Below are 19,113 nucleotides of genomic sequence, written 5' to 3'. Positions count from 1 at the left end.
CCCTTCTAATTGCCACATCACTTTATTATATTACATATAGCCTTGTTCCTTCAAACTAACAAATTTTCCGTCTCCGATAACCAAATGATCAAGCACTTCTATTCCGACTAGCTGCCCGGCTTCCGCCAGACGCCCCGTTAACGCGATATCCTCCGGGCTAGGCGCGGGATCTCCGCTGGGGTGATTGTGAACGCAGATGATGGATGCGCTTTTCTCTGAATAGCTGCACGAAATACTTCGCGAGGGTGGACAAGCGACGCGTTTAGCGTGCCGACTGATAGAGTTTCGCGGGCAATAATATGATTCTTGGTATTGAGAAACAAACAAACGAAGTGCTCCTTCTTCAAATAGCGGAGCTCCTCCATCACATAGTCCGCAGCATCCTGCGGCTTGCGAACGGTAACCGCATCGCTGATCCGGCTCCGCGTAATCCTTCTCCCCAGCTCAATACCCGCGCGAAGCTGAATCGCTTTGGCAGGGCCTATACCCCGAATGGCTGTCATTTCTTCCATGCTCATATCCATCAAATTACGCAAGCTGCCGCATTGCTTCAGTATTGCTCCTGCCAGATGAACGGCGGATTGCCGCTGCGTGCCTGTTCGCAGCAATATAGCAAGCAACTCGGCATGGCTAAGTGCTTCGGCCCCATATTTCATCATGCGCTCTCTTGGACGTTCTTCATGGGGGACATCACGCAAAATCATAGATTGCGGCTCCATGTCCCAATCCCGCCTTTTCAAAAAATAGAATGCAATCATATCCTGCCTAATTCTTAAAAAAATAAATCCGATCGAATTGTTTCAAGCCCATCTTTAAAAAACCGCAATGTCATAAGAAGCCAGCATGTCCGAAAGAAGTGACAGCGGCAATCCAACAACATTAAAATAACAGCCGTCGATTTGCTCCACTATCGTCGACCCTAGACCTTGAATTCCGTAAGAGCCTGCTTTGTCGCGCGGCTCGCCGGTTGCAACGTACCTTGCGATTTGATCCTCGCTTAGTGACTTCATAATTACCTTTGTCATGCGATGAGCCGTCTTTGCTTCCCCAGTTGACGAATGTACGCATGCTATGCCTGTATACACCTCATGGGCACGCCCTTGAAGCCGTCTAAGCATAGCTTTAGCCTCATCATCATCAGCAGGCTTACCGAGCACGTCGCCATCCAGCACAACAATGGTGTCCGCACTAATGATTAGAGACGATGCAGCCTCCTGCTTTTGCTGCAGCAGCTTTAATGCCGCATTAGCTTTGCGCAGGCTGAGTTTCTCCACGACCTGCACCGGTGACCAGCCTGCTTCAATCGTTTCATCCGTATCTGTAGACAAAATATAAACCGGCAAAGAAAGGTCCAGCGATGCGACCAGTTCTTTCCGGCGCGGTGACGAAGAGGCCAACACAAGCTGGCTTATCGCTTCGTTGCGTGATGTTTTAGATTCCATAAAATAATGGCTGCGCTCCTTCTTGCTTGTTTCCGTTAGTCAATGACCGCCGCTCTACGTTTTGCGGTACAGCCAAATCGCGATTATAACTCCAATCAAGCTGAACAAGCTGAACTGAAGATGAAGCGATAAGTTGAAGCTGAGCACATATAGATCAATGGCAGGAGACCATGATGCTTCGATCGGTTTCGTCAAAAAAGAGATGCCTTGAACTGGAGCCAGCCATCGCGCCACTAGAGCGCCGGCTAATAAGCCAAGAATGATAAAAATGAGAAGAATCCAGCCGTTTTTCTTCATCTTTCAACGCCTCTCGCCATGAAATGACACCTAACACTATTATACGCATGATATGATTCGTTTACAATGCGCTGATGGTCTCAAACCATTCTTTTTGCGTAATGATAGCTTTCATCAGCTGTGTTTGCGTCGACCATAAATGGGCGCGAGACGGTTTTTTATCATACTCAACCATTGATTTTGCTGCCGAATTGACCGCTTGAATGACTTTGTCGAGATAGGCTTTGCCTTCCGTATCCATTATACCTATTCGCACCGTTGCTGCGTTTTCGGTCCATTTTTGATACTCTGACTGCCATGAGGCGGCAGCGGCTTCGCTAATTGAAGATAATGCCGGCTGCTCCAGCTGAGCAAGTACCAATTCATCCAACATTTGGACGAGCTCCTCAGTCTGCTCGAAGAAGGTTTGCGCTGCAGCTTGGTCGCCTTCAAACGGCATTTTGGCCGGTGTAGCTATACTCACTTCCTTGATGTACAAATCTAAATCCGGCATCATCTCGCGAACCGTCTGCGCTTTGCCGCGATCGCCAGCCATTCCCGCGTATACGCGATAATCGGCAGCACTTGTCATAGCGGCGCCGGCAAGTCCCTTCTCTTCCAGCTGCACAAGCGCGGCATCCCTGCCCTCCGTATTGCTGAAAACGCCGAACTGCAGCAAATAGTAAGTCCGGTCCAGCCCTTTGAGGCTAATCATCACTGAATTCGAATCAGGTTTTGTATCGGGATTATTATCCGCTGCAGGCAGCGTCCCATCACCGTTTTTACCTCCACTCACAGTTGCTCCCTGGCCTGTTTCACCGGTATCTATATTGCCTGTCACGGTCTGCGAATCTGGTTTGTCGCCTGCCCCTTCAGGCCAAATGCTTGCTCCTGTAAATAAAGACAACAGCAAATAACCGAACAACGCTCCCGTAGCGAGCGCAGCCGCGACCGACAAGAACACATTAAACCATGATGGCGCTCCTGCTCTGCGCTTGATTCGCGAGTAGTGGAGCTTATTCCTGTTAGATTCATCATAAACGCGCTCATCTATATCAGTCTGAAGAGGCTCCTGCACATCCTCCGGCTTAAAATAGCTTTGTTCGCCAGCAGAGAGATTATTCTCCTGCTTGACGGGAACCTCCATTAGAGCTGTTTTTGAGCTTTTCGCCTTGTCTTTTTGCTTGGCCGGGGCAGCCGAAACCGGTATTGTATCGGTATTTCTTATTAGCTGCTCCAGTGCGCCGATATCCTCCTGGAATGGACTGTTCCAAGGGCTGATTTCGCTGATCGAATGCTGCTCCGTAGACGGGTATAGCGGTATTACGTTCATTTTTGCCGGTTTAATAGCATTATTATTATTAGGAGCAGCGTGAGTGACATCGTTACCGGCAGGAGACTCCTGCTGTTTGTCAGTGCTGCGGTTTTCTTCGTACACAGATTTTCCGTTACGGTCAAAACGATAAGTAATACGGTTTTTGTTATTCATTTCATTCACTCCTTGTCCCGTTCTTCTATTTTAATCTATGAGACTTTTAAGAGAATTAGACCGGGGCCCTAGCTCTTTGAGGGTTTTCTACCCGGCGCCTTCAAGGGAGTTTTAAAGCTTTTCGAAAAGTTCAAACTAAATGGAGGAGCTTTTAAAAGCTTTTCGAACCCTCCCAAACCCTCCCTTCCAAGGGAGGGCCCCAAGGGTTGCACCCTCTGGACACCCGCAAATGGACTAACGTAGGAGGCAGACAGGCGCTCGCGAGCTGCGTTTTTGGAGGAGCGCTCTCCATCCCTGCGGGACACGCTGTAAGTTGGGGAGACATTGGCTTGCGGGTTGCGTTTGTGTGGGGCATTCCATCCCTGCGGGAATCGTTCGAAGTTGGGGGCACCGGCTTGCGAGCTGTGTTTGTGCGGGTGCGCCATCCCTAAGTGACTCGTTGGAAGCTGATGCCTGTCCTAATAACGGGATAGATTTATTTTTTAGTTTTATTTTGCGTGCTTAATTTGGAACTTTTTAAATTTAAGTGGTGTTTAACACCATTTTTAGAAACTAAACAGCCTTTTTTAAACATAATTTCTGATTTAGCGCATTTAGTTCTACGAAGTGCAGCTAATCGGCCTTTTTGTAAAAGACAACTTATTTTAAGTAGATCAACTGAAACTAAACCGAGTTGAGAACTATCATGCGCATTCAGTATCACTCCAGCGTAAGCAGAAGACTGCGGGGCGCTTCATTATGGATGGTTCACTAAACCCTGCGAGACCCGCTGGAAACCGTAGGTCTTTACTCACCTCCAAGCTCTGATTAACATTGGCGATAGTCTGATGCTTAGCTGCTTAATATGAAAAGGAGCGTACTTTCCTTATAGGATAAGCAATAGAATTGATTTCTTAGTTAGTTTGGGGTTGACGCTTGATGTGCCGTTAGGCGTGTGTTTTGTTCGAGGTTAGTGCTCTTTAGCTTATCTGGGGAGGAGCGCGTGAAGGTTTAAGTGCATTTTACGAAATTAATTCCAAGATAAAATTGAAATGCTGTGTAGGTGTTCCATGAAAATATAGTAGAAAACTAAAACCGCCCTCTCATTACGAAAGGCCGGTTTTCTAAGTAAATTCATTTATTGCGCTTGTGAGATTTCATTAACGATTTGAGTCAGTGCCTCTCTGATTGGTGTAACTGGACGACCGATCAGCTTTTCGAAATCGTTGCTTTCGATCTCCAGCGCTCCTTCCCGGATGCCTTGCTGGATACCTACGAGAATAGGGATGACGAAATCGGGAACACCCGCGCCTTTTATGATTTCGGCATACTTGGCATCATCGACTTGCTGCACGGATACTTCTTTGCCTAATACCGATTCAATAACAGACACTAGTTCTTCTTGAGTCATCAGTTTACCCGAAAGCTCATAAATGGTATTCTCATGCCCATTTCCCGCCAATACTGCTGCAGCTGCCTCCGCGTAATCTTGTCGCGTTGCCCAACCTGCCTTGCCGTTCCCAGCAGACGTCACCCACGGCGCTCCTGCCAGCACACCTTGAATATTCCCGATCTCATTCTCCAAGTACCAGTTGTTTCGCAAGATGGAGTATGGAATGCCCGTTTTGATAATGGCTTCCTCCGTGACACGGTGCACCAGAGCAAGGAACAACTTGCTTTCACTTGCATTTACTGCACTCGTATATGCAATAAATTCAACTTGTGCACGTTGTGCCGCTGCTACCGCATTTGTATGCTGCCGAATTCTTGTTTCGTTGTCCCCATCTGCAGATATGATTAATAGCCGATTTATACCTGCAAAGGCGGAATCCAATGTTTCCGGGCGGTCAAAATCTCCATGTCGAACTTCTACTCCCTTAGCTTGCAGCCCTTCCGCTTTTTCCGGATTGCGAACACTGACAACCAGTTGACTCGCTGGTATAGATTTCAATAACGTCTCTACAACTTTTGTTCCCAATTTGCCTGTCGCGCCTGTGATTAATATTTTCATTTTTCTTTTCCCTCCAAGGAGTTTTTTGTTGTAATTCCAATTGTTATAACTTATTTAGTTACAACTAATGTATAAAATAAAAGCTCTTAAAGGAGCTCTCATTTATTTGAAGCTTGCTGTGAGTTGACTCAAAGTTGTTTGTGCCAGCCTGTGTTCCAAAGCGGATTGAGCCTCCTTCAATTCGGATTGGAGAGCTGTCTCAATGTTCCGCCCAACTAGGCATTTCACATTCGGATCTTCGTGAACACGGAATAATTGGTTTTCTTCGATCAAATTTACAGCGTGATAAATATCAAGAAGCGTAATTTTCTCAGGTGCTTTGAGCAGAGAAGCGCCTCCTACCCCAGGACGTACTTCCACTAATCCTGCCTTTTTCAACATCCCCATAATTCTTCGGATTACCACAGGATTTGTATTTACGCTACCCGCAATGAAGTCCCCTGTCAATTCGTTCGAACTGACAGCAATCAGAGAAAGGATATGAACAGCCATTGAAAAGCGCGTGCTTATTTGCTTCAAGTTTATCACCACCGTTGTAACCATTATAGTTACTACTATTTGTTATGTCAATGCCCGTACCGTGAGTTGAATTTATTTACTTAAACTTTGACTAGCACCTAATCCGAGCCTTTTTAAAAGATCCGTTAACTGTATTTTTTCCTCATTGCTTATATAAGACAAATTTCTGGAAATGACTTCAACGTGTTGAGGAAAGATTTCTTGAAATAAACTCTGACCTTTGTCAGTTAAAACGACATTTGAAGCTCGACGGTCTGTTGGACTTGGATTCCTCTTTACGAATTCATTTTTTTCAAGCTTATCCACAACGTAAGTGATGCTGCCACTAGGAATAGACAATATTTCACTTATTTTTTGGATGGTGTGGGGTCCTTTATTATAAAGAAGTTCCAGAATCATAAAATTCTCTGGACTAATGCCGTGACTTGCTATATCTTTTACGACATGATCAAAAATAGTTTTACTAGCCTTTAGCCAGACTCGGAAAAGCCGTAAATCAATCTGACTCTGTTCATCCCCTTGATACATTCACCGAACCTCCTATTCCATAACTTAAAAATTACAATAGGTTTATCTTAGTTTATTGTATAAAGGATAATCAACTTCCTCCGGAACTTCAATCAAAAAGATTCTAAGGTCTTTATCTAAAGCTTGAATTGCTACTTCTCCGCCTTGTCCTGATTGAACGATAACAAAATCTTTATGTGTAAAACGAGTTGGTTGATTCGTGTCTACTGTTAAAGCCCCATCGCCTCTGATGGCTAAACCAGCTAATGTCCGCTTTTGCGGTAGACTATGGGTATAAACCGAACCATTTGGAATACGTATATCCCACATCCCTGCATCTGTCACAATTTTCATTGGTGAACCGTTTCCTAGTATGGTCTTAATCGTCACACCTTGTTTATCGATTACGGAAAAATCCTCAGAATTGTATTGTGAATAAGTTGGTGTACGTTTTACTGCCTGGCTTAAATGCGGTTCAAACCAAATTTGAAAAATTTCCGACGGTTCTTTTAATGCTTCTGCATGATATACACCGGAGCCTGTTTGCATGAGTTGGGCGCCTCCAGCATCTACAACACTTTCCGTACCAAGCGTGTCACGATGATAAGCGTTACCCTTGATTACATAAGAGATGATTTCAAAACCTTGATGCGGATGTAAGCCAATTTCTGCGGGTCCCTGAGAATGTCCCCAAGCCCAGTAAAATAATGGTCCTAACCGGTCTATTAATGAGCCTTCTCCAGAAAAGCCAATCGGCTTTTGCTCTGTTATTTTACCGCCATCGAATTGTCCGTTCGCTTGATCCTGTGGTTTAATAATTTTAACTTCCATCTCTCTCTCTCTCCATTCTATAAATAAATTGGGTTTATCAAAGCAAAGAGCTGAGGTTTAACAGGAACACTGCTAATCCTAAAATGAATAAAATGATCGGCATCATCATTTGTTGTACAGTATCTTTTATTTTAATATGAGTAAAAATGGCCCCGATCATCGTTACTACAATGAATAAACCACCCCAAGCAGCCAATGTCTTATTCCAAATACCTGCAATAACTAAAATCGCCGAAATGACTTCTACCATTCCTGTAAATACTCTGAACCATCCGGGATACCCATAATGCTTAAATCCTTCCACCATTTGTTTTGATCCGAACTTCATTAATCCAAACATGATAAAACCTAAACCTAAAATAACTTGAAGAACAATTGATAATATACTCATTACCATTCTCTCCTTATATCTTAATATTATTTATCCTATAAGTAGATATCCTAGTTATAGGATATATATTTATGCTAACACTAGGATATATTCGTGTCAACAAAAATCTCAAACCTACCCCATAACGAAATAGAGGCTGCCGAACGTTGTCGGCAGCCTCCTGTCGGAATGGCGCTTACGAAAACATACTTCATCCGAAAAGGATGCAATCAGTCCCATGAAATAAGAACCTGGTCCATAACCGGAGCCAAACAACAAGAAAAACATTGCATTGGCATTTCCTCTACAGTATCCAACGTGTCGCAAGAATATAAAAGTTAAGCAGCCTGTTATTATAAATTGTTATACTCTTCATCCGTTACGGGTTCCAACCATTCGGTGTCTCCCATTTGGACGTTTGTGCTTATCGCAATATGAGTAAACCAACTATCCGCTGCAGCTCCATGCCAATGCTTCACATCCGGAGCGATCTTCACTACATCTCCTTCACGAAGCACTTGTGCCTGTTTGCCTTCTTGCTGATAATATCCTGTGCCGCCAGTTACAAGCAGAATTTGGCCACCTGCATGCTTATGCCAATTATTTCTTGCACCTGGTTCAAACGTTACATTGCCGATCGGGCAATTAAAGGTAGGGTCAGAAGGAACAATCATTTCAAGCCAGGCTGTTCCAATGAAATAGTTATTAGTGATTTTTTCACCTTTCGGGAAGATTACACTTTCAGATAATTCCTTTGCTTGATTCATTTTTCATTCTCCTCGTCTAATAAATTTAGTTTTTACTTCCCTTTCGAAAAGAATTCTTTTGCTGCTACAAAAATAAGTATTGATACGTTAATAAACATCTGTCTATAATTATAAACAGATATAGAACGCAAACAATTGTTAGATGAGCGCCATTTGTTAATTAGTGAACGAAAGCTTGATAATTGTTTATTATCTTAGAAAGCCTGGCGACCCTAAATGTCATAGAACGTTAGCAAAGTGCTTGTTCATCATTCCGATCGCGGCTCGCAGTATAAATACAAAAAATGCCCGGGCGATTCCAAATAGGAACCACCCGGGCATTATGCGTTTAGTGAGCTGCTTTCAACGATTTGGCCAGAGAATCCGCTACCTTCCAGATATCGCCTGCACCCATCGTTATGACAAGATCGCCTGGTGCGATCCGTTTAGTCAAGTGAACAAGTACCTCTTCTTTAGTCGGAATATACTCGGTGTTAGCGTTGCTGTTGCTCTTGATCAGCTCTACCAGCTTCCGCGAGGTCACACCCTCGATTTGAAGCTCACCCGCCGGCGAGTAAATATCGGTAATGATTACTTCGTCCGCCTCAGGGAACGCGCGGCTAAATTGTTCGAACAAGAAGAACGTCCGCGTGTAACGCTGCGGCTGGAATACCGCAATAATACGTTTGCCTGTCGCTTTAGCCGCGCTGATCGTCGCTCTGATCTCCGTCGGGTGATGGGCGTAATCATCAATGACCAAAATATCATTAACTTCTCCAAGCACCTGGAAGCGGCGTTTAGCGCCTCTGAACGATTGAATCGCCTCTGCGATTTTGTCGAAAGACAAGCCCGCTTCAAGACATGTAATTACTGTAGCCATCGCGTTATATACGTTATGAAGCCCTGGAACAGATAATTCTACATCACCAAGCGCCGCCCCGTTATGCGTCATCGTAAAGGACACCTTGCGGTCACCCAGCACGATGTTCTGTGCTTTATAGTCTGCATCGCTGTCAATTCCGTAGGTAACAAGCTGCGAAGATTCACTATTGCCCTTATACACCTGCGGTATCAGTTCTTTAACCGTCTCGTCATCCGCGCATACAATTGCCTTTCCGTCCGCTTTCACCTGCTGCAAAAATTGCACGTAGGCAGCCTTCAGCTTAGCGAAATCGCCGTCATAATTTTCAAGATGATCCGGCTCGATATTCGTCACGATCGCCAGCGTTGGGTGATAGTGCAGAAACGAACCATCGCTCTCATCCGCTTCAGCTACGACATATTCACCTTTACCTGCTTTTGCGTTTGTGCCTACATTAACGATCTCTCCGCCGATAATATAGGTAGGATCTGCATCGCAAGATTCCATTACAAGCGCAATCATCGAAGAAGTCGTCGTCTTGCCGTGCGCGCCTGCCACCGCGATTCCTTTGCCAGCGTTCATCAATCTGGCCAGCATTTGTGAACGGTGCAAAACGGGAATGTTAAGCTCCTCTGCGGCCTTCCTTTCCACGTTGTCCTTTGAAAGCGCTGTGGAGTAAACGACCAGATCCGCTCCCTTTACATGCTCCGGCTGATGACCGATATAAATGCTGGCACCATTTGCTGCAAGCTTCTCTGTTAATTCTTGACGAGCGACATCGGACCCAGTCACCTTATAGCCCATTTCCAGCATAACGCGGGCAATGGCACTCATTCCGTAACCGCCGATTCCGATGAAATGAACGTGTTCTGCCGTATTCAAAGACGGTTCACCAACCTTTTTCAGAATCCGAGTTGTACAATATGCGGGAGCGAACGTCAGCTATTAAATAAAGCGTGCCTGTCACGACCCCAAGGTCTGTTTCCCCGGTTAACTGTTGTAATTTTTGTAAAGCAGTTTGCCAATTCTGTTCAACGATCAGCTCGAAACGATACTTATCCGGCTGCTGCTGCTGCATTTCCAGTACCAAATCTGCCAAAGCGCGGGCTTCTTTTTTCATCCGAAAATCAGGCTCGGTCACAATAAGCGTATCCACTATTGGTAGTATATGCTTAAGAACATCCTGATGATTCTTATTCTCCAGCATACCCATCATAAGATGTAAACGATCATACTTATAGGTGTTTATTAACGCGTCGGCGAGCGATTCTGCACCTTCCGGATTGTGGGCGCCATCGATCAAAATCCGAGGCTGCTGCGAAACCATCTCAAGACGTCCAGGCCAAGCGGCTGCTCGAAGCCCTTCCGCCAGTACATCATCCTCGACAACAAGCGCATTGTATTGACGCAGCACCTCAAGGGTCATAACTGCAACTGCCGCATTCGCACGTTGATGCGCGCCGTTCAGTGTGATCGTTAGCGGCTCAATGCTGCGGAACAAATTATCAAAGCGGAAGGTTTGCTCATCCTCGCGAACCGACAGCACCGTCTCATGAAACTGCTCGCCAAGCAAATAGAGCGTGCTTTGCTTCTCGGCTGCAACCCGTTTAATGACCTCAACCGCTTCAGGCTGGGATACCGCGCTTACGACCGGAATTCCTGCTTTAATAATGCCTGCTTTCTCGCTGGCAACGGCAGCGATCGTATCGCCAAGCCGGTCCATATGATCATGGCCGATATTCGTAATGACCGAAACGACCGGATGTACGATATTCGTCACGTCGAGACGGCCGCCTAGTCCTGTCTCCCATACGACATAATCAGGATATGTAACCTTGGCATAGAAAAGCACGGCAAGTGCTGTAGACACCTCGAACATCGTCGGCGAACCGAGCTCTGTCTCCGCAAGTGCTTCTACATGGGGCTTCAGCTCGTTTGCCAGCTTTAGAAGCGTCTCTTCTTCGATATCGACTCCGTTATATTGGAACCGGTTCGTAAACTTCGTTATATACGGCGAAGTAAACGTCCCTACATCATATCCGCTTCGAAGCAGCACGCTAGTCAAGTAAGCGCAAGTTGAACCTTTGCCATTCGTTCCTGCAATATGAATAAACTTCAGTCTGCGATGCGGATTTTCCAGCAGCTCCATCAGCTTCTCGATCCGCTCAAGACCTGGACGAATGCCAAATGGAATGAGACCTGTAATCCAATCAACCGCTTCTTGGTAAGATTGCAGCGGCTCTGCCGGCCGCTGCTCTTTTGTTTGATCCGTCATTCTATTCGAACCTTCTTCCGTTTTGCAGCGTTATCCGCGCAATTCCGCAATTCTAGCCAGCACTTTATCGCGTTTGTCTGCATAATCATTCATTTTGGCGCGCTCTTCATCGATAACCTTAGCCGGCGCTTTCGCTACAAAGCCCTCGTTGCCGAGCTTCTTCTCAACCCGCTCTACTTCAGCGTTCAAATGTTGATGTTCCTTCTCCAGACGGGCGATTTCCTGCGCGATATCGATCAAACCGGCAAGCGGCAAGTAAAGCTCAGCCCCTGTTAGAATAGCAGTCATCGCTTTGTCTGGTGCAGCAATATGCAAGCCCGTTTCCAGCTTAGACGTACCGCAGAAACGTTTGATAAATTCTTCATTGCGGGACAAAATCGCTGCTTCCGCTTCACCTGAAGGCTTGATCAGCATTTCAATCTTCTTGCTCATCGGTACGTTTACTTCCGCACGGATATTGCGCACCGCACGGATCATCTCCATCAACAGCTCCATTTCTTTCACCGCATCCGGTGCCTCCAGCGCTGTATCATACACCGGCCATTCTGCCATTGTAATCGTCTCGCCAATATGAGGCAAATGCTGCCAAATCTCTTCGCTGATATAAGGCATGAACGGGTGAATGAGACGCTGAGTCTGATCGAGCACGTAAGCAAGTACCGATTGTGTAGCCTTTTTCGCTGCTTCATCCGTATTGTATAGGCTAAGCTTCGCAAATTCGATATACCAGTCGCAAAGGTCATCCCAGATGAAGTTGTACAATAAGCGTCCGGTTTCACCGAACTCGTAGCTGTCAATTAAACGGGTGACATCGCGAACCGTTTCATTCAAGCGATGCAGAATCCAGCGATCCGCCGTACCCAAGCTAACGGTAATATCGATGTCCTTCGCTTCAACACCTTCCAGATTCATCAGCGCGAAGCGTGATGCGTTCCAGATTTTGTTCGCGAAGTTGCGCGCTTGCTCAACCTTCTCCCAGCGGAAGCGCAAATCCTGTCCCGGCGTGCTGCTTGTCGAGATCATATAACGCATGGCATCCGCTCCGTATTTCTCGATAACCTCAAGCGGATCGACGCCATTGCCCTTCGACTTGGACATTTTCTGGCCTTCGGAGTCACGAACGAGGCCGTGGATCAAGACGTCCTTGAATGGAGACTGCTCAGTAAACTCAAGTGCCGTAAAAATCATCCGCGCAACCCAGAAATAAATGATATCATAGCCGGTAACGAGCACATCCGTCGGATAGAAGCGTTTCAGATCCTCCGTTTGATCGGGCCATCCGAGCGTTGAGAACGGCCATAGCGCGGAGCTGAACCAAGTATCGAGCACATCGTTGTCTTGGGTAAGGTGGTCTCCCTCCATATCCTCGCGGGATACGTGCATCTCACCGGTCGTTTCGTCATACCAAGCCGGAATCCGGTGACCCCACCACAGCTGCCTGGAAATACACCAGTCGCGTACGTTTTCGATCCAGTGCAAATAAATTTTCTCGAACCTCTCCGGTACGAAGTTGACACCTTTACCAGCCTTCTGAGCTGCAATCGCCGCTTCAGCCAGCGGCTTCATCGCAACGAACCATTGTGTGGACAGGTACGGCTCAACAACGGCGCCGCTGCGCTCGCTGTGTCCAACCTGATGCACATGATCCTCTATTTGAATGCAAATTCCTTGTTCCTGCAAATCTTTTACGAGCTGTTTGCGGCAATCGGCGCGGTCCATGCCTTGGTACGGACCTGCTTCAGCGTTCATCGTTCCTGACTCATCCATAACGGTAATTTGAGGCAGGCTGTGACGCTCTCCAACCTCGAAGTCGTTCGGGTCATGCGCCGGCGTTATTTTCACAGCACCCGAACCAAATTCCTTATCTACGTATTCATCAGCGATAATCGGAATTTCACGACCGACAACCGGAAGCACGATCAGTTGGCCAATCAGATGCTTATAGCGTTCATCCTCAGGATGAACGGCTACAGCCGTATCGCCCAGCATCGTCTCCGGACGGGTCGTCGCTACTGTAATAAAGCCGGAGCCGTCCTTCAAGGGATATTGCAAGTGATACAGATGCCCGTTAATCTCCCTGTGCTCTACCTCAATATCGGAAAGCGCCGTGCGAGCGGCAGGATCCCAGTTAATGATTTTTTTGCCGCGGTAGATAAGCCCCTTCTCGTAGAGACGTACGAAAACCTCGCGTACTGCCTTGGAGAGACCTTCGTCCAGCGTGAACCGCTCTCTTGAATAATCAAGGGAAAGCCCCATTTTTGCCCATTGCTCACGAATCGTATTCGCGTATTCTTCCTTCCATTCCCAAACCTTCTCGAGAAAAGCTTCCCGGCCAAGGTCATAACGGGAGATCCCTTGCTCCCGCAGCTTCTGCTCCACTCTTGTCTGAGTTGCTATGCCCGCATGGTCTGTGCCTGGCAGCCAAAGCGCATCATAGCCCTGCATCCGCTTCGTTCTGATCAAAATATCCTGCAACGTAAAATCTAACGCATGCCCAATATGCAGCATTCCGGTAACGTTTGGAGGCGGGATTACAATCGTATACGTTTGCGCGTCCGGGCGTTTGCCTGCCTCGAAATATTGGCCCTTCATCCAGTAATCGTACCATTTCTGCTCTGCTGCCTTCGGATCATAGGTTGTCGGCATTGCAGTAGTCGTTTGATTTTCTGACATTCGTTCCATCCTCCATAAATCGATCTACAAAAACAAAAAAAACCTTCCGCCCTTATCATAAAGGACGAAAGGTTTAGCTTCCGTGGTACCACCTTTGTTCCATGCGAACGATATTCGCACAGCACTCAAACAGATAACGGCTGCGGCCGGCCTGACTTCGGTAGAGCACAGTCTGCTCCTACTTGATCCAGGCAACTCCGGGGCGACTCGTAGCAGTCACTTCCTGCAGAACCTCTCAGCGTAACGGTTCCACTCTCTGAAGGCTTTGCTGCGTACTATTCCCCTTCAACGTCGTTATAACGCATATATACTCAATCATACCTTTGTTGAACGTCTGAGTCAACCAAACTCACATAACAAATGCCCTTATTACTCCTATTTATGAGTAAAAAGGGCATTTTCATCATTTTTGAGCGCTATGGAATGTATAAAAGCTGTCCTTCCGACACGCCGGAATCGTCCAACCGGTTATAATTGATTATTTCTCTCGGATGCAAGCTGTAACGTGAGGCGATAACGTCAAGCGTCTCATCCCGCTGCACGATACACATCCGAATTTTGCGGAATTCCGTATCCTCCGAACGCTTGCCTAGAAATAAATTTTTCCATTCGATCTCATCACCCGATGCTTGCGCTTTCGCTTCCTCGACCGCCCGCTGCTGAGCGACGACCTTCTCTGCGGCCTGACGAGCCGCTTGCTCACGCCTGCTGGTCTGTAGCAGCGTGTGAAAACCGACATCAGCCGCCAATCCGCTGCCCTCTTGAGGCTGCTTGCCTGATAACGCGATGCGAAGCTCCTGCTTTTCCTGCCCGGAAACCGGCTCCTGAGGCGCAAAAGCTTCCGTAATCGGAGAAAGCGGCGGCTCCTTCGCTTCGGACTCCGCTCGTTCCTGCTCAAGCGCTTGCTGCGAGTCAGGGAATGATGCTTCATCTTGTGAAAAATCAGTAGAAAAATTCGAGAACGCTTGGGATGTCGCTAGCCAGCCTTCATCATTCGTTTGCTGTGAGGCTAGTGTAATTTCTTGCTCATCTTCCCGGAGTTCTTCTTCCTCTTCTTCTACTACTTCTTCAGACTGCTGTGCTTGGGCAGCGAACAACTGGGAGGATGACCACCCTGTGTCAAACGATGCAGCCGAAATCGTTACTGCAGCCTCTGTTTCATCCGTCATCTCCGGCCCCTGCTGGAAAGAGTGATCCTCTTGCGCAGCGAAATAGATCTGCTCCGGTATGTACGGCTGTTCATGATCGGCGTTCTGACTGTTAAAAAAATGCGAAGCTTGTTCATCATAGGCTTCCCGTTGATGGACGACAGTAAACGGTTCTTCCCGCCAAATTTCCTCCTGCTCCTGAACAGGCTGAGCGGAGATGCCTCGCAAGGAAAGGACACCTGTAATGTTTAATGTGCGGGCAGACAATAAATCGACGTCGAAATTATCAATTTCGATCGAAATATCGTCCAGTCGTGATATGCGGTTCATCGGCAGCGTTATCTCGACGGGTATCCAGTGCTCAAGCGTCTGCGAGTGTTCGGAATCATTTTGACTCCTATAAACCCCGCTCAAGAGCAGCTGTCCTCTAAGCACGGCATGATCCCCCTGATCGATTACTTGAATACGGGGAACAAGCTCAATTTCCTCCAGCTCGTCAATTGCCGCAACATCATCGGGCAAATGGACGCGCTCGTACACATCAAAGCGTAATCCGTTGGTTTGATCCGACACGCCTTAGTCCTCCCCTCTCGTACTGAATGCTTGGGCTAACGTTACATTCACTACTTATCTATATGGCAGGCAGGGCAGGAGCATGACTATCATTTTGAACGGGTATGTATGTTTTCTGAAAGACGCATCAGCCATTGCGGCCAAGGCGAAGAGGCTTCGGTAAGAGAATCCGTCCATGGATGAGGAAAAATCAGCCTTTCCCCGTGCAGAGCCTGATGCCCGAGTAACCGCGAATCCCCTCCATACAAAGCGTCTCCGACCAGCGGATGGCCGATATGGCTCATATGAACTCTTATTTGATGGGTTCGTCCCGTTTCCAGCCTTACTCTAATTAAAGACAGCTGGGAGCTGGTCTTAATAACCTCGTAGTGCGTAATAGCCTGCTCGCCGTTTTCCGAGACGCGGCGCCTTGCACGGTGATGCCGGTCCTTCCCGATCGGCAGGTTTATCGTGCCGGATGGCCCGGGCATTCGCCCGTGCACCGCTGCGATATAGTGCCTGTCAATTGCCTTCGCCCGCATGGCCTCATCGAGCTTCCACTGCGCTAAATCATTTTTGGCGTATAAAACAGGACCGGACGTATCATCATCGAGTCTATGAATATGCCTTACGTTCAGCGGATCGCCTTGGCTGAGCAGATGTCTGGCGGCCGCCTCGTCTAAAGTTCCGGTTTGCCCGGGAGCACCTTCGTGCACGGCCATCCCTGCCGGCTTGTCGAACACGATGCAAAAATCATCCTCATAAATAACAGCAGGCGCTTCCCTATTAGAAGGCACTGACGCTCTGCGGTACAAACCGTCACTTCGCGGGTCTACGGGCGGAAAGGCTAACAGCTGCAGCATATTGCCGTTCCACTGGATGCCTCCAATAGAAAACAACCGGTTGATCCACTTTGGCGGAAACAAGGAACGGGCCAGCAGCCACTGCCGCACAACATGCGGATGACTGCCAGCCCGCGGCTGCGCAAGCACCGGCGAATCCGCCGGCTCCTTTTCCGTATCGGGATCAATGGCTGCAGAAACAGGATCAGAACCAAGAGCTGACCAATCCAGCTCAAGCCACTGCCCCTTCCGCGTTGCTTGCCCATTGATCATGTCACTTTCCTCCTACAGTCGACTAAACGAGGTATCATGGGCTTCGATCGTTGCATCGATATCGTCATTCGTATGAACCGCAGAGACGAACATGCCTTCGAACTGAGAAGGAGCAATGCTGACTCCCAAATCGAGCATCGATGCAAAATACTTCTTAAACCGTTCGAGATCGGATGTTTTAGCCGTATCGTAGTTAATGACAAACGTATCGGTGAAGAACGGGCATACCATCGAGCCTACACGATTGATCGTGCTTGCAACGCCATGCTTGCGTGCATTCGCCTCAAAGCCGAGCTGAAGCCTGACCGCTTGACGCTCAAGCTGCTCGTAAACCTCCGGCGTAAGCAGCTTCAGCGTCGTGTAACCTGCAGCCATTGCCAGCGGGTTACCCGACAGCGTTCCCGCTTGATAAATCGGGCCGCTTGGGGCAATCAGTTCCATTAGCTCGCGTTTTCCGCCGTAAGCGCCCACCGGCAAGCCGCCGCCAATAACCTTGCCGAAGCAGGTTAAATCCGGTTTGATATCATAAAGGCCTTGCGCACAGCTGTAGCCGACGCGGAAACCCGTCATAACCTCGTCAAAAATAAGAACGGCGCCGTATTGAACCGTTACATCCCTCAGTCCTTGCAAAAACCCGGGCAGTGGCGGCACAACGCCCATGTTGCCTGCAACCGGCTCAACAATGATGCAAGCGATTTCCTCGCCAAACTTCTCGAATGCGAGCTTCACCGATTCAATATCGTTATAAGGTACTGTAATCGTATTAGCAGCCACATGCTCTGGAACGCCGGGGCTGTCAGGCAGGCCCAGCGTCGCAACGCCCGAGCCTGCTTTGATCAGCAAGCTGTCCGCATGACCGTGATACGAGCCTTCGAATTTCAAAATTTTGCTGCGCTTCGTGTAGCCTCTCGCAAGTCTTAGTGCACTCATCGTCGCTTCCGTGCCGGAGTTAACCATTCGAACGATGTCAACCGAAGGAACACGCTCGCAAACGAGCTCCGCCATCAACGTTTCCAGCTCGGTCGGAGCGCCAAAGCTCGTTCCTTTCTCAGCCGTTTTTTTAATCGCCTCAATTACCTCCGGATGGGCATGTCCCATAATTAACGGCCCCCATGAGGCAACGTAATCGATATAGCTGTTACCGTCGATATCATATATGCGACTGCCTTGACCCCGTTCCATATATACAGGATTCAAGCCAACCGATTTAAACGCTCTAACGGGACTGTTCACTCCGCCTGGAATGACTTGCTTCGCTCTTGCGAATGCAGCCACCGAGCGCGCGTCATTTCTAAGGCCCGACTGATCACTCATCTGCTTACCCCTCTCCTCTCAACCAACGAGCCGCGTCCTTTGCATGGTACGTAATGATCAGATCAGCGCCGGCACGCTTCATACCCGTTAAAGTTTCAAGTACGATCGCGCGTTCATCAATCCATCCATTGGCAGCAGCGGCCTTTACCATCGAGTATTCTGCACTTACGTTATAAGCGGCAACAGGCAAATTATATTTATCCTTAAGCAGTCTTAGTATGTCCAAATAGGCTAACGCTGGCTTTACCATAAGCATGTCAGCGCCCTCGGCAATATCCGACTCCGCTTCGCGCAGTGCTTCGCGCACGTTCGCAGGGTCCATCTGGTACGTCTTGCGATCGCCGAATTGCGGCGCCGAATGGGCGGCATCACGGAATGGACCGTAATAAGCGGAAGCAAATTTTACTGAGTACGAAAGAATTGGAATATCGCTAAAGCCTGCTTCATCCAGCCCTTCGCGAATGGCGAGCACAAAGCCGTCCATCATGTTCGAAGGCGCGATAATATCAGCCCCGGCCTCTGCTTGCGACACGGCAGTCTGTACGAGCAGATCCAGTGAAGAGTCGTTATCGACTTCAGCTATCCCGGATTCCTCGTGGATATGAACGATACCGCAATGACCGTGATCGGTGAATTGGCATAAGCAGGTATCCGCAATGACGACAAGCTCCGGCGCCCACTCTTTGACAGCTCTAATCGCTTGCTGAACAATACCATTCGCATCATACGCGGAAGTGCCAATTGCATCCTTATGCTCTGGAATGCCGAATAACAGAACGGATTGAATACCGGCAGCTACGACATCGCGAATTTCTTCCTCCAGGCGATCCATGGAGAAATGATACACTCCCGGCATCGAAGGAATTTCATCTTTAATGTTTTGACCGTAAGTAACGAAGATCGGATATATAAAATCATTTGCGCTCAGCACCGTTTCTCTTACCAGACTCCGGAGAGCGGACGTTTTGCGCAATCTGCGATTTCTGACTGTCGGAAAACCCATA

At 48.0% G+C, this 19,113-nt stretch carries 17 protein-coding genes, 1 pseudogene and 1 other annotated feature; of the genes and pseudogenes, 1 reads left to right on the top strand and 17 read right to left on the bottom strand.

Annotation, left to right across the window (positions count from 1 at the left end; all coding sequences use genetic code 11):
* Positions 1–30: 30 nt before the first annotated feature.
* The 4 genes and pseudogenes from radC to AC0YNZ_RS11740 form a co-directional block, all read right to left on the bottom strand.
* Positions 31–719, bottom strand: a pseudogene (gene radC / locus AC0YNZ_RS11755) (RadC family protein).
* 93 nt (positions 720–812) lie between these two features.
* Positions 813–1,442: a Maf family protein gene (locus AC0YNZ_RS11750; protein WP_475826775.1), complete on the bottom strand. Its 630-nt coding sequence runs from the start codon at positions 1,440–1,442 to the stop codon at positions 813–815.
* Positions 1,443–1,496: 54 nt separating this feature from the next.
* A complete protein-coding gene (locus tag AC0YNZ_RS11745; RefSeq protein ID WP_475826774.1) occupies positions 1,497–1,739 on the bottom strand; it encodes a DUF4321 domain-containing protein in 243 nt (80 codons plus the stop codon).
* Between the two features lie 61 nt (positions 1,740–1,800).
* Positions 1,801–3,207, bottom strand: a complete 1,407-nt coding sequence (locus AC0YNZ_RS11740; RefSeq protein WP_475826773.1) for a hypothetical protein — start codon at positions 3,205–3,207, stop codon at positions 1,801–1,803.
* 206 nt (positions 3,208–3,413) lie between these two features.
* On the opposite strand from AC0YNZ_RS11740, the gene AC0YNZ_RS11735 reads away from it, so the two are divergent.
* Positions 3,414–3,638 carry a hypothetical protein gene (locus tag AC0YNZ_RS11735; RefSeq protein ID WP_475826772.1) on the top strand — a complete coding sequence of 75 codons (225 nt, stop codon included), beginning with the start codon at positions 3,414–3,416 and terminating at the stop codon, positions 3,636–3,638.
* Positions 3,639–4,324: 686 nt separating this feature from the next.
* Here the strand turns inward: AC0YNZ_RS11735 and AC0YNZ_RS11730 are convergent.
* The 13 genes from AC0YNZ_RS11730 to hemB form a co-directional block, all read right to left on the bottom strand.
* Positions 4,325–5,197: an SDR family oxidoreductase gene (locus AC0YNZ_RS11730; RefSeq protein ID WP_475826771.1), complete on the bottom strand. Its 873-nt coding sequence runs from the start codon at positions 5,195–5,197 to the stop codon at positions 4,325–4,327.
* A 102-nt stretch (positions 5,198–5,299) separates the two neighbouring features.
* Entirely contained in the window at positions 5,300–5,716 is a 417-nt protein-coding gene (locus AC0YNZ_RS11725) for an Rrf2 family transcriptional regulator (protein ID WP_475826770.1), read from the bottom strand.
* A 72-nt stretch (positions 5,717–5,788) separates the two neighbouring features.
* A complete protein-coding gene (locus AC0YNZ_RS11720; RefSeq protein ID WP_475826769.1) occupies positions 5,789–6,244 on the bottom strand; it encodes a MarR family winged helix-turn-helix transcriptional regulator in 456 nt (151 codons plus the stop codon).
* 42 nt (positions 6,245–6,286) lie between these two features.
* Positions 6,287–7,054 (bottom strand): pirin family protein, encoded by a 768-nt coding sequence (locus tag AC0YNZ_RS11715; protein ID WP_475826768.1) that lies wholly within the window; start codon positions 7,052–7,054, stop codon positions 6,287–6,289.
* Between the two features lie 37 nt (positions 7,055–7,091).
* Complete coding sequence (locus tag AC0YNZ_RS11710) at positions 7,092–7,445, bottom strand: DoxX family protein (protein WP_475826767.1); 354 nt, start codon at positions 7,443–7,445, stop codon at positions 7,092–7,094.
* Positions 7,446–7,777: 332 nt separating this feature from the next.
* Positions 7,778–8,191: a cupin domain-containing protein gene (locus tag AC0YNZ_RS11705; protein ID WP_475826766.1), complete on the bottom strand. Its 414-nt coding sequence runs from the start codon at positions 8,189–8,191 to the stop codon at positions 7,778–7,780.
* A gap of 328 nt (positions 8,192–8,519) precedes the next feature.
* Positions 8,520–9,914 carry a UDP-N-acetylmuramate--L-alanine ligase gene (murC, locus tag AC0YNZ_RS11700; RefSeq protein WP_475826765.1) on the bottom strand — a complete coding sequence of 465 codons (1,395 nt, stop codon included), beginning with the start codon at positions 9,912–9,914 and terminating at the stop codon, positions 8,520–8,522.
* Between the two features lie 7 nt (positions 9,915–9,921).
* Entirely contained in the window at positions 9,922–11,307 is a 1,386-nt protein-coding gene (locus AC0YNZ_RS11695) for a bifunctional folylpolyglutamate synthase/dihydrofolate synthase (protein ID WP_475826764.1), read from the bottom strand.
* A 30-nt stretch (positions 11,308–11,337) separates the two neighbouring features.
* The gene (locus AC0YNZ_RS11690; protein ID WP_475826763.1) at positions 11,338–13,980 is read right to left on the bottom strand and encodes a valine--tRNA ligase; all 2,643 of its coding nucleotides are present in this window, start codon (positions 13,978–13,980) and stop codon (positions 11,338–11,340) included.
* Between the two features lie 57 nt (positions 13,981–14,037).
* Positions 14,038–14,278 (bottom strand) — a binding site (T-box leader).
* Between the two features lie 118 nt (positions 14,279–14,396).
* Positions 14,397–15,701, bottom strand: a complete 1,305-nt coding sequence (locus AC0YNZ_RS11685) for a LysM peptidoglycan-binding domain-containing protein (protein WP_475826762.1) — start codon at positions 15,699–15,701, stop codon at positions 14,397–14,399.
* Positions 15,702–15,790: 89 nt separating this feature from the next.
* Complete coding sequence (locus AC0YNZ_RS11680; protein WP_475826761.1) at positions 15,791–16,795, bottom strand: RluA family pseudouridine synthase; 1,005 nt, start codon at positions 16,793–16,795, stop codon at positions 15,791–15,793.
* Positions 16,796–16,807: 12 nt separating this feature from the next.
* Positions 16,808–18,109 carry a glutamate-1-semialdehyde 2,1-aminomutase gene (hemL, locus tag AC0YNZ_RS11675; protein ID WP_475826760.1) on the bottom strand — a complete coding sequence of 434 codons (1,302 nt, stop codon included), beginning with the start codon at positions 18,107–18,109 and terminating at the stop codon, positions 16,808–16,810.
* A 4-nt stretch (positions 18,110–18,113) separates the two neighbouring features.
* The gene (hemB, locus tag AC0YNZ_RS11670) at positions 18,114–19,112 is read right to left on the bottom strand and encodes a porphobilinogen synthase (protein WP_475826759.1); all 999 of its coding nucleotides are present in this window, start codon (positions 19,110–19,112) and stop codon (positions 18,114–18,116) included.
* Between the last annotated feature and the right edge of the window lies 1 nt (position 19,113).

The organism is Paenibacillus sp. J2L1-98, assembly GCF_056269405.1.
The sequence above is the reverse complement of the archived record's forward strand: the minus strand, read 5'-3'. Positions and strand labels throughout refer to the sequence as shown.

What these genes read in the sequence shown, in the direction of transcription:
- AC0YNZ_RS11750 (WP_475826775.1), bottom strand. Translation starts at nt 1,442, where the DNA reads ATGGAATCTAAAACATCACGCAACGAAGCGATAAGCCAGCTTGTGTTG.
- AC0YNZ_RS11745 (WP_475826774.1), bottom strand. Translation starts at nt 1,739, where the DNA reads ATGAAGAAAAACGGCTGGATTCTTCTCATTTTTATCATTCTTGGCTTA.
- AC0YNZ_RS11740 (WP_475826773.1), bottom strand. Translation starts at nt 3,207, where the DNA reads ATGAATAACAAAAACCGTATTACTTATCGTTTTGACCGTAACGGAAAA.
- AC0YNZ_RS11730 (WP_475826771.1), bottom strand. Translation starts at nt 5,197, where the DNA reads ATGAAAATATTAATCACAGGCGCGACAGGCAAATTGGGAACAAAAGTT.
- AC0YNZ_RS11720 (WP_475826769.1), bottom strand. Translation starts at nt 6,244, where the DNA reads ATGTATCAAGGGGATGAACAGAGTCAGATTGATTTACGGCTTTTCCGA.
- AC0YNZ_RS11715 (WP_475826768.1), bottom strand. Translation starts at nt 7,054, where the DNA reads ATGGAAGTTAAAATTATTAAACCACAGGATCAAGCGAACGGACAATTC.
- AC0YNZ_RS11710 (WP_475826767.1), bottom strand. Translation starts at nt 7,445, where the DNA reads ATGAGTATATTATCAATTGTTCTTCAAGTTATTTTAGGTTTAGGTTTT.
- AC0YNZ_RS11705 (WP_475826766.1), bottom strand. Translation starts at nt 8,191, where the DNA reads ATGAATCAAGCAAAGGAATTATCTGAAAGTGTAATCTTCCCGAAAGGT.
- AC0YNZ_RS11695 (WP_475826764.1), bottom strand. Translation starts at nt 11,307, where the DNA reads ATGACGGATCAAACAAAAGAGCAGCGGCCGGCAGAGCCGCTGCAATCT.
- AC0YNZ_RS11690 (WP_475826763.1), bottom strand. Translation starts at nt 13,980, where the DNA reads ATGTCAGAAAATCAAACGACTACTGCAATGCCGACAACCTATGATCCG.
- AC0YNZ_RS11680 (WP_475826761.1), bottom strand. Translation starts at nt 16,795, where the DNA reads ATGATCAATGGGCAAGCAACGCGGAAGGGGCAGTGGCTTGAGCTGGAT.
- hemL (WP_475826760.1), bottom strand. Translation starts at nt 18,109, where the DNA reads ATGAGTGATCAGTCGGGCCTTAGAAATGACGCGCGCTCGGTGGCTGCA.
- hemB (WP_475826759.1), bottom strand. Translation starts at nt 19,112, where the DNA reads ATGGGTTTTCCGACAGTCAGAAATCGCAGATTGCGCAAAACGTCCGCT.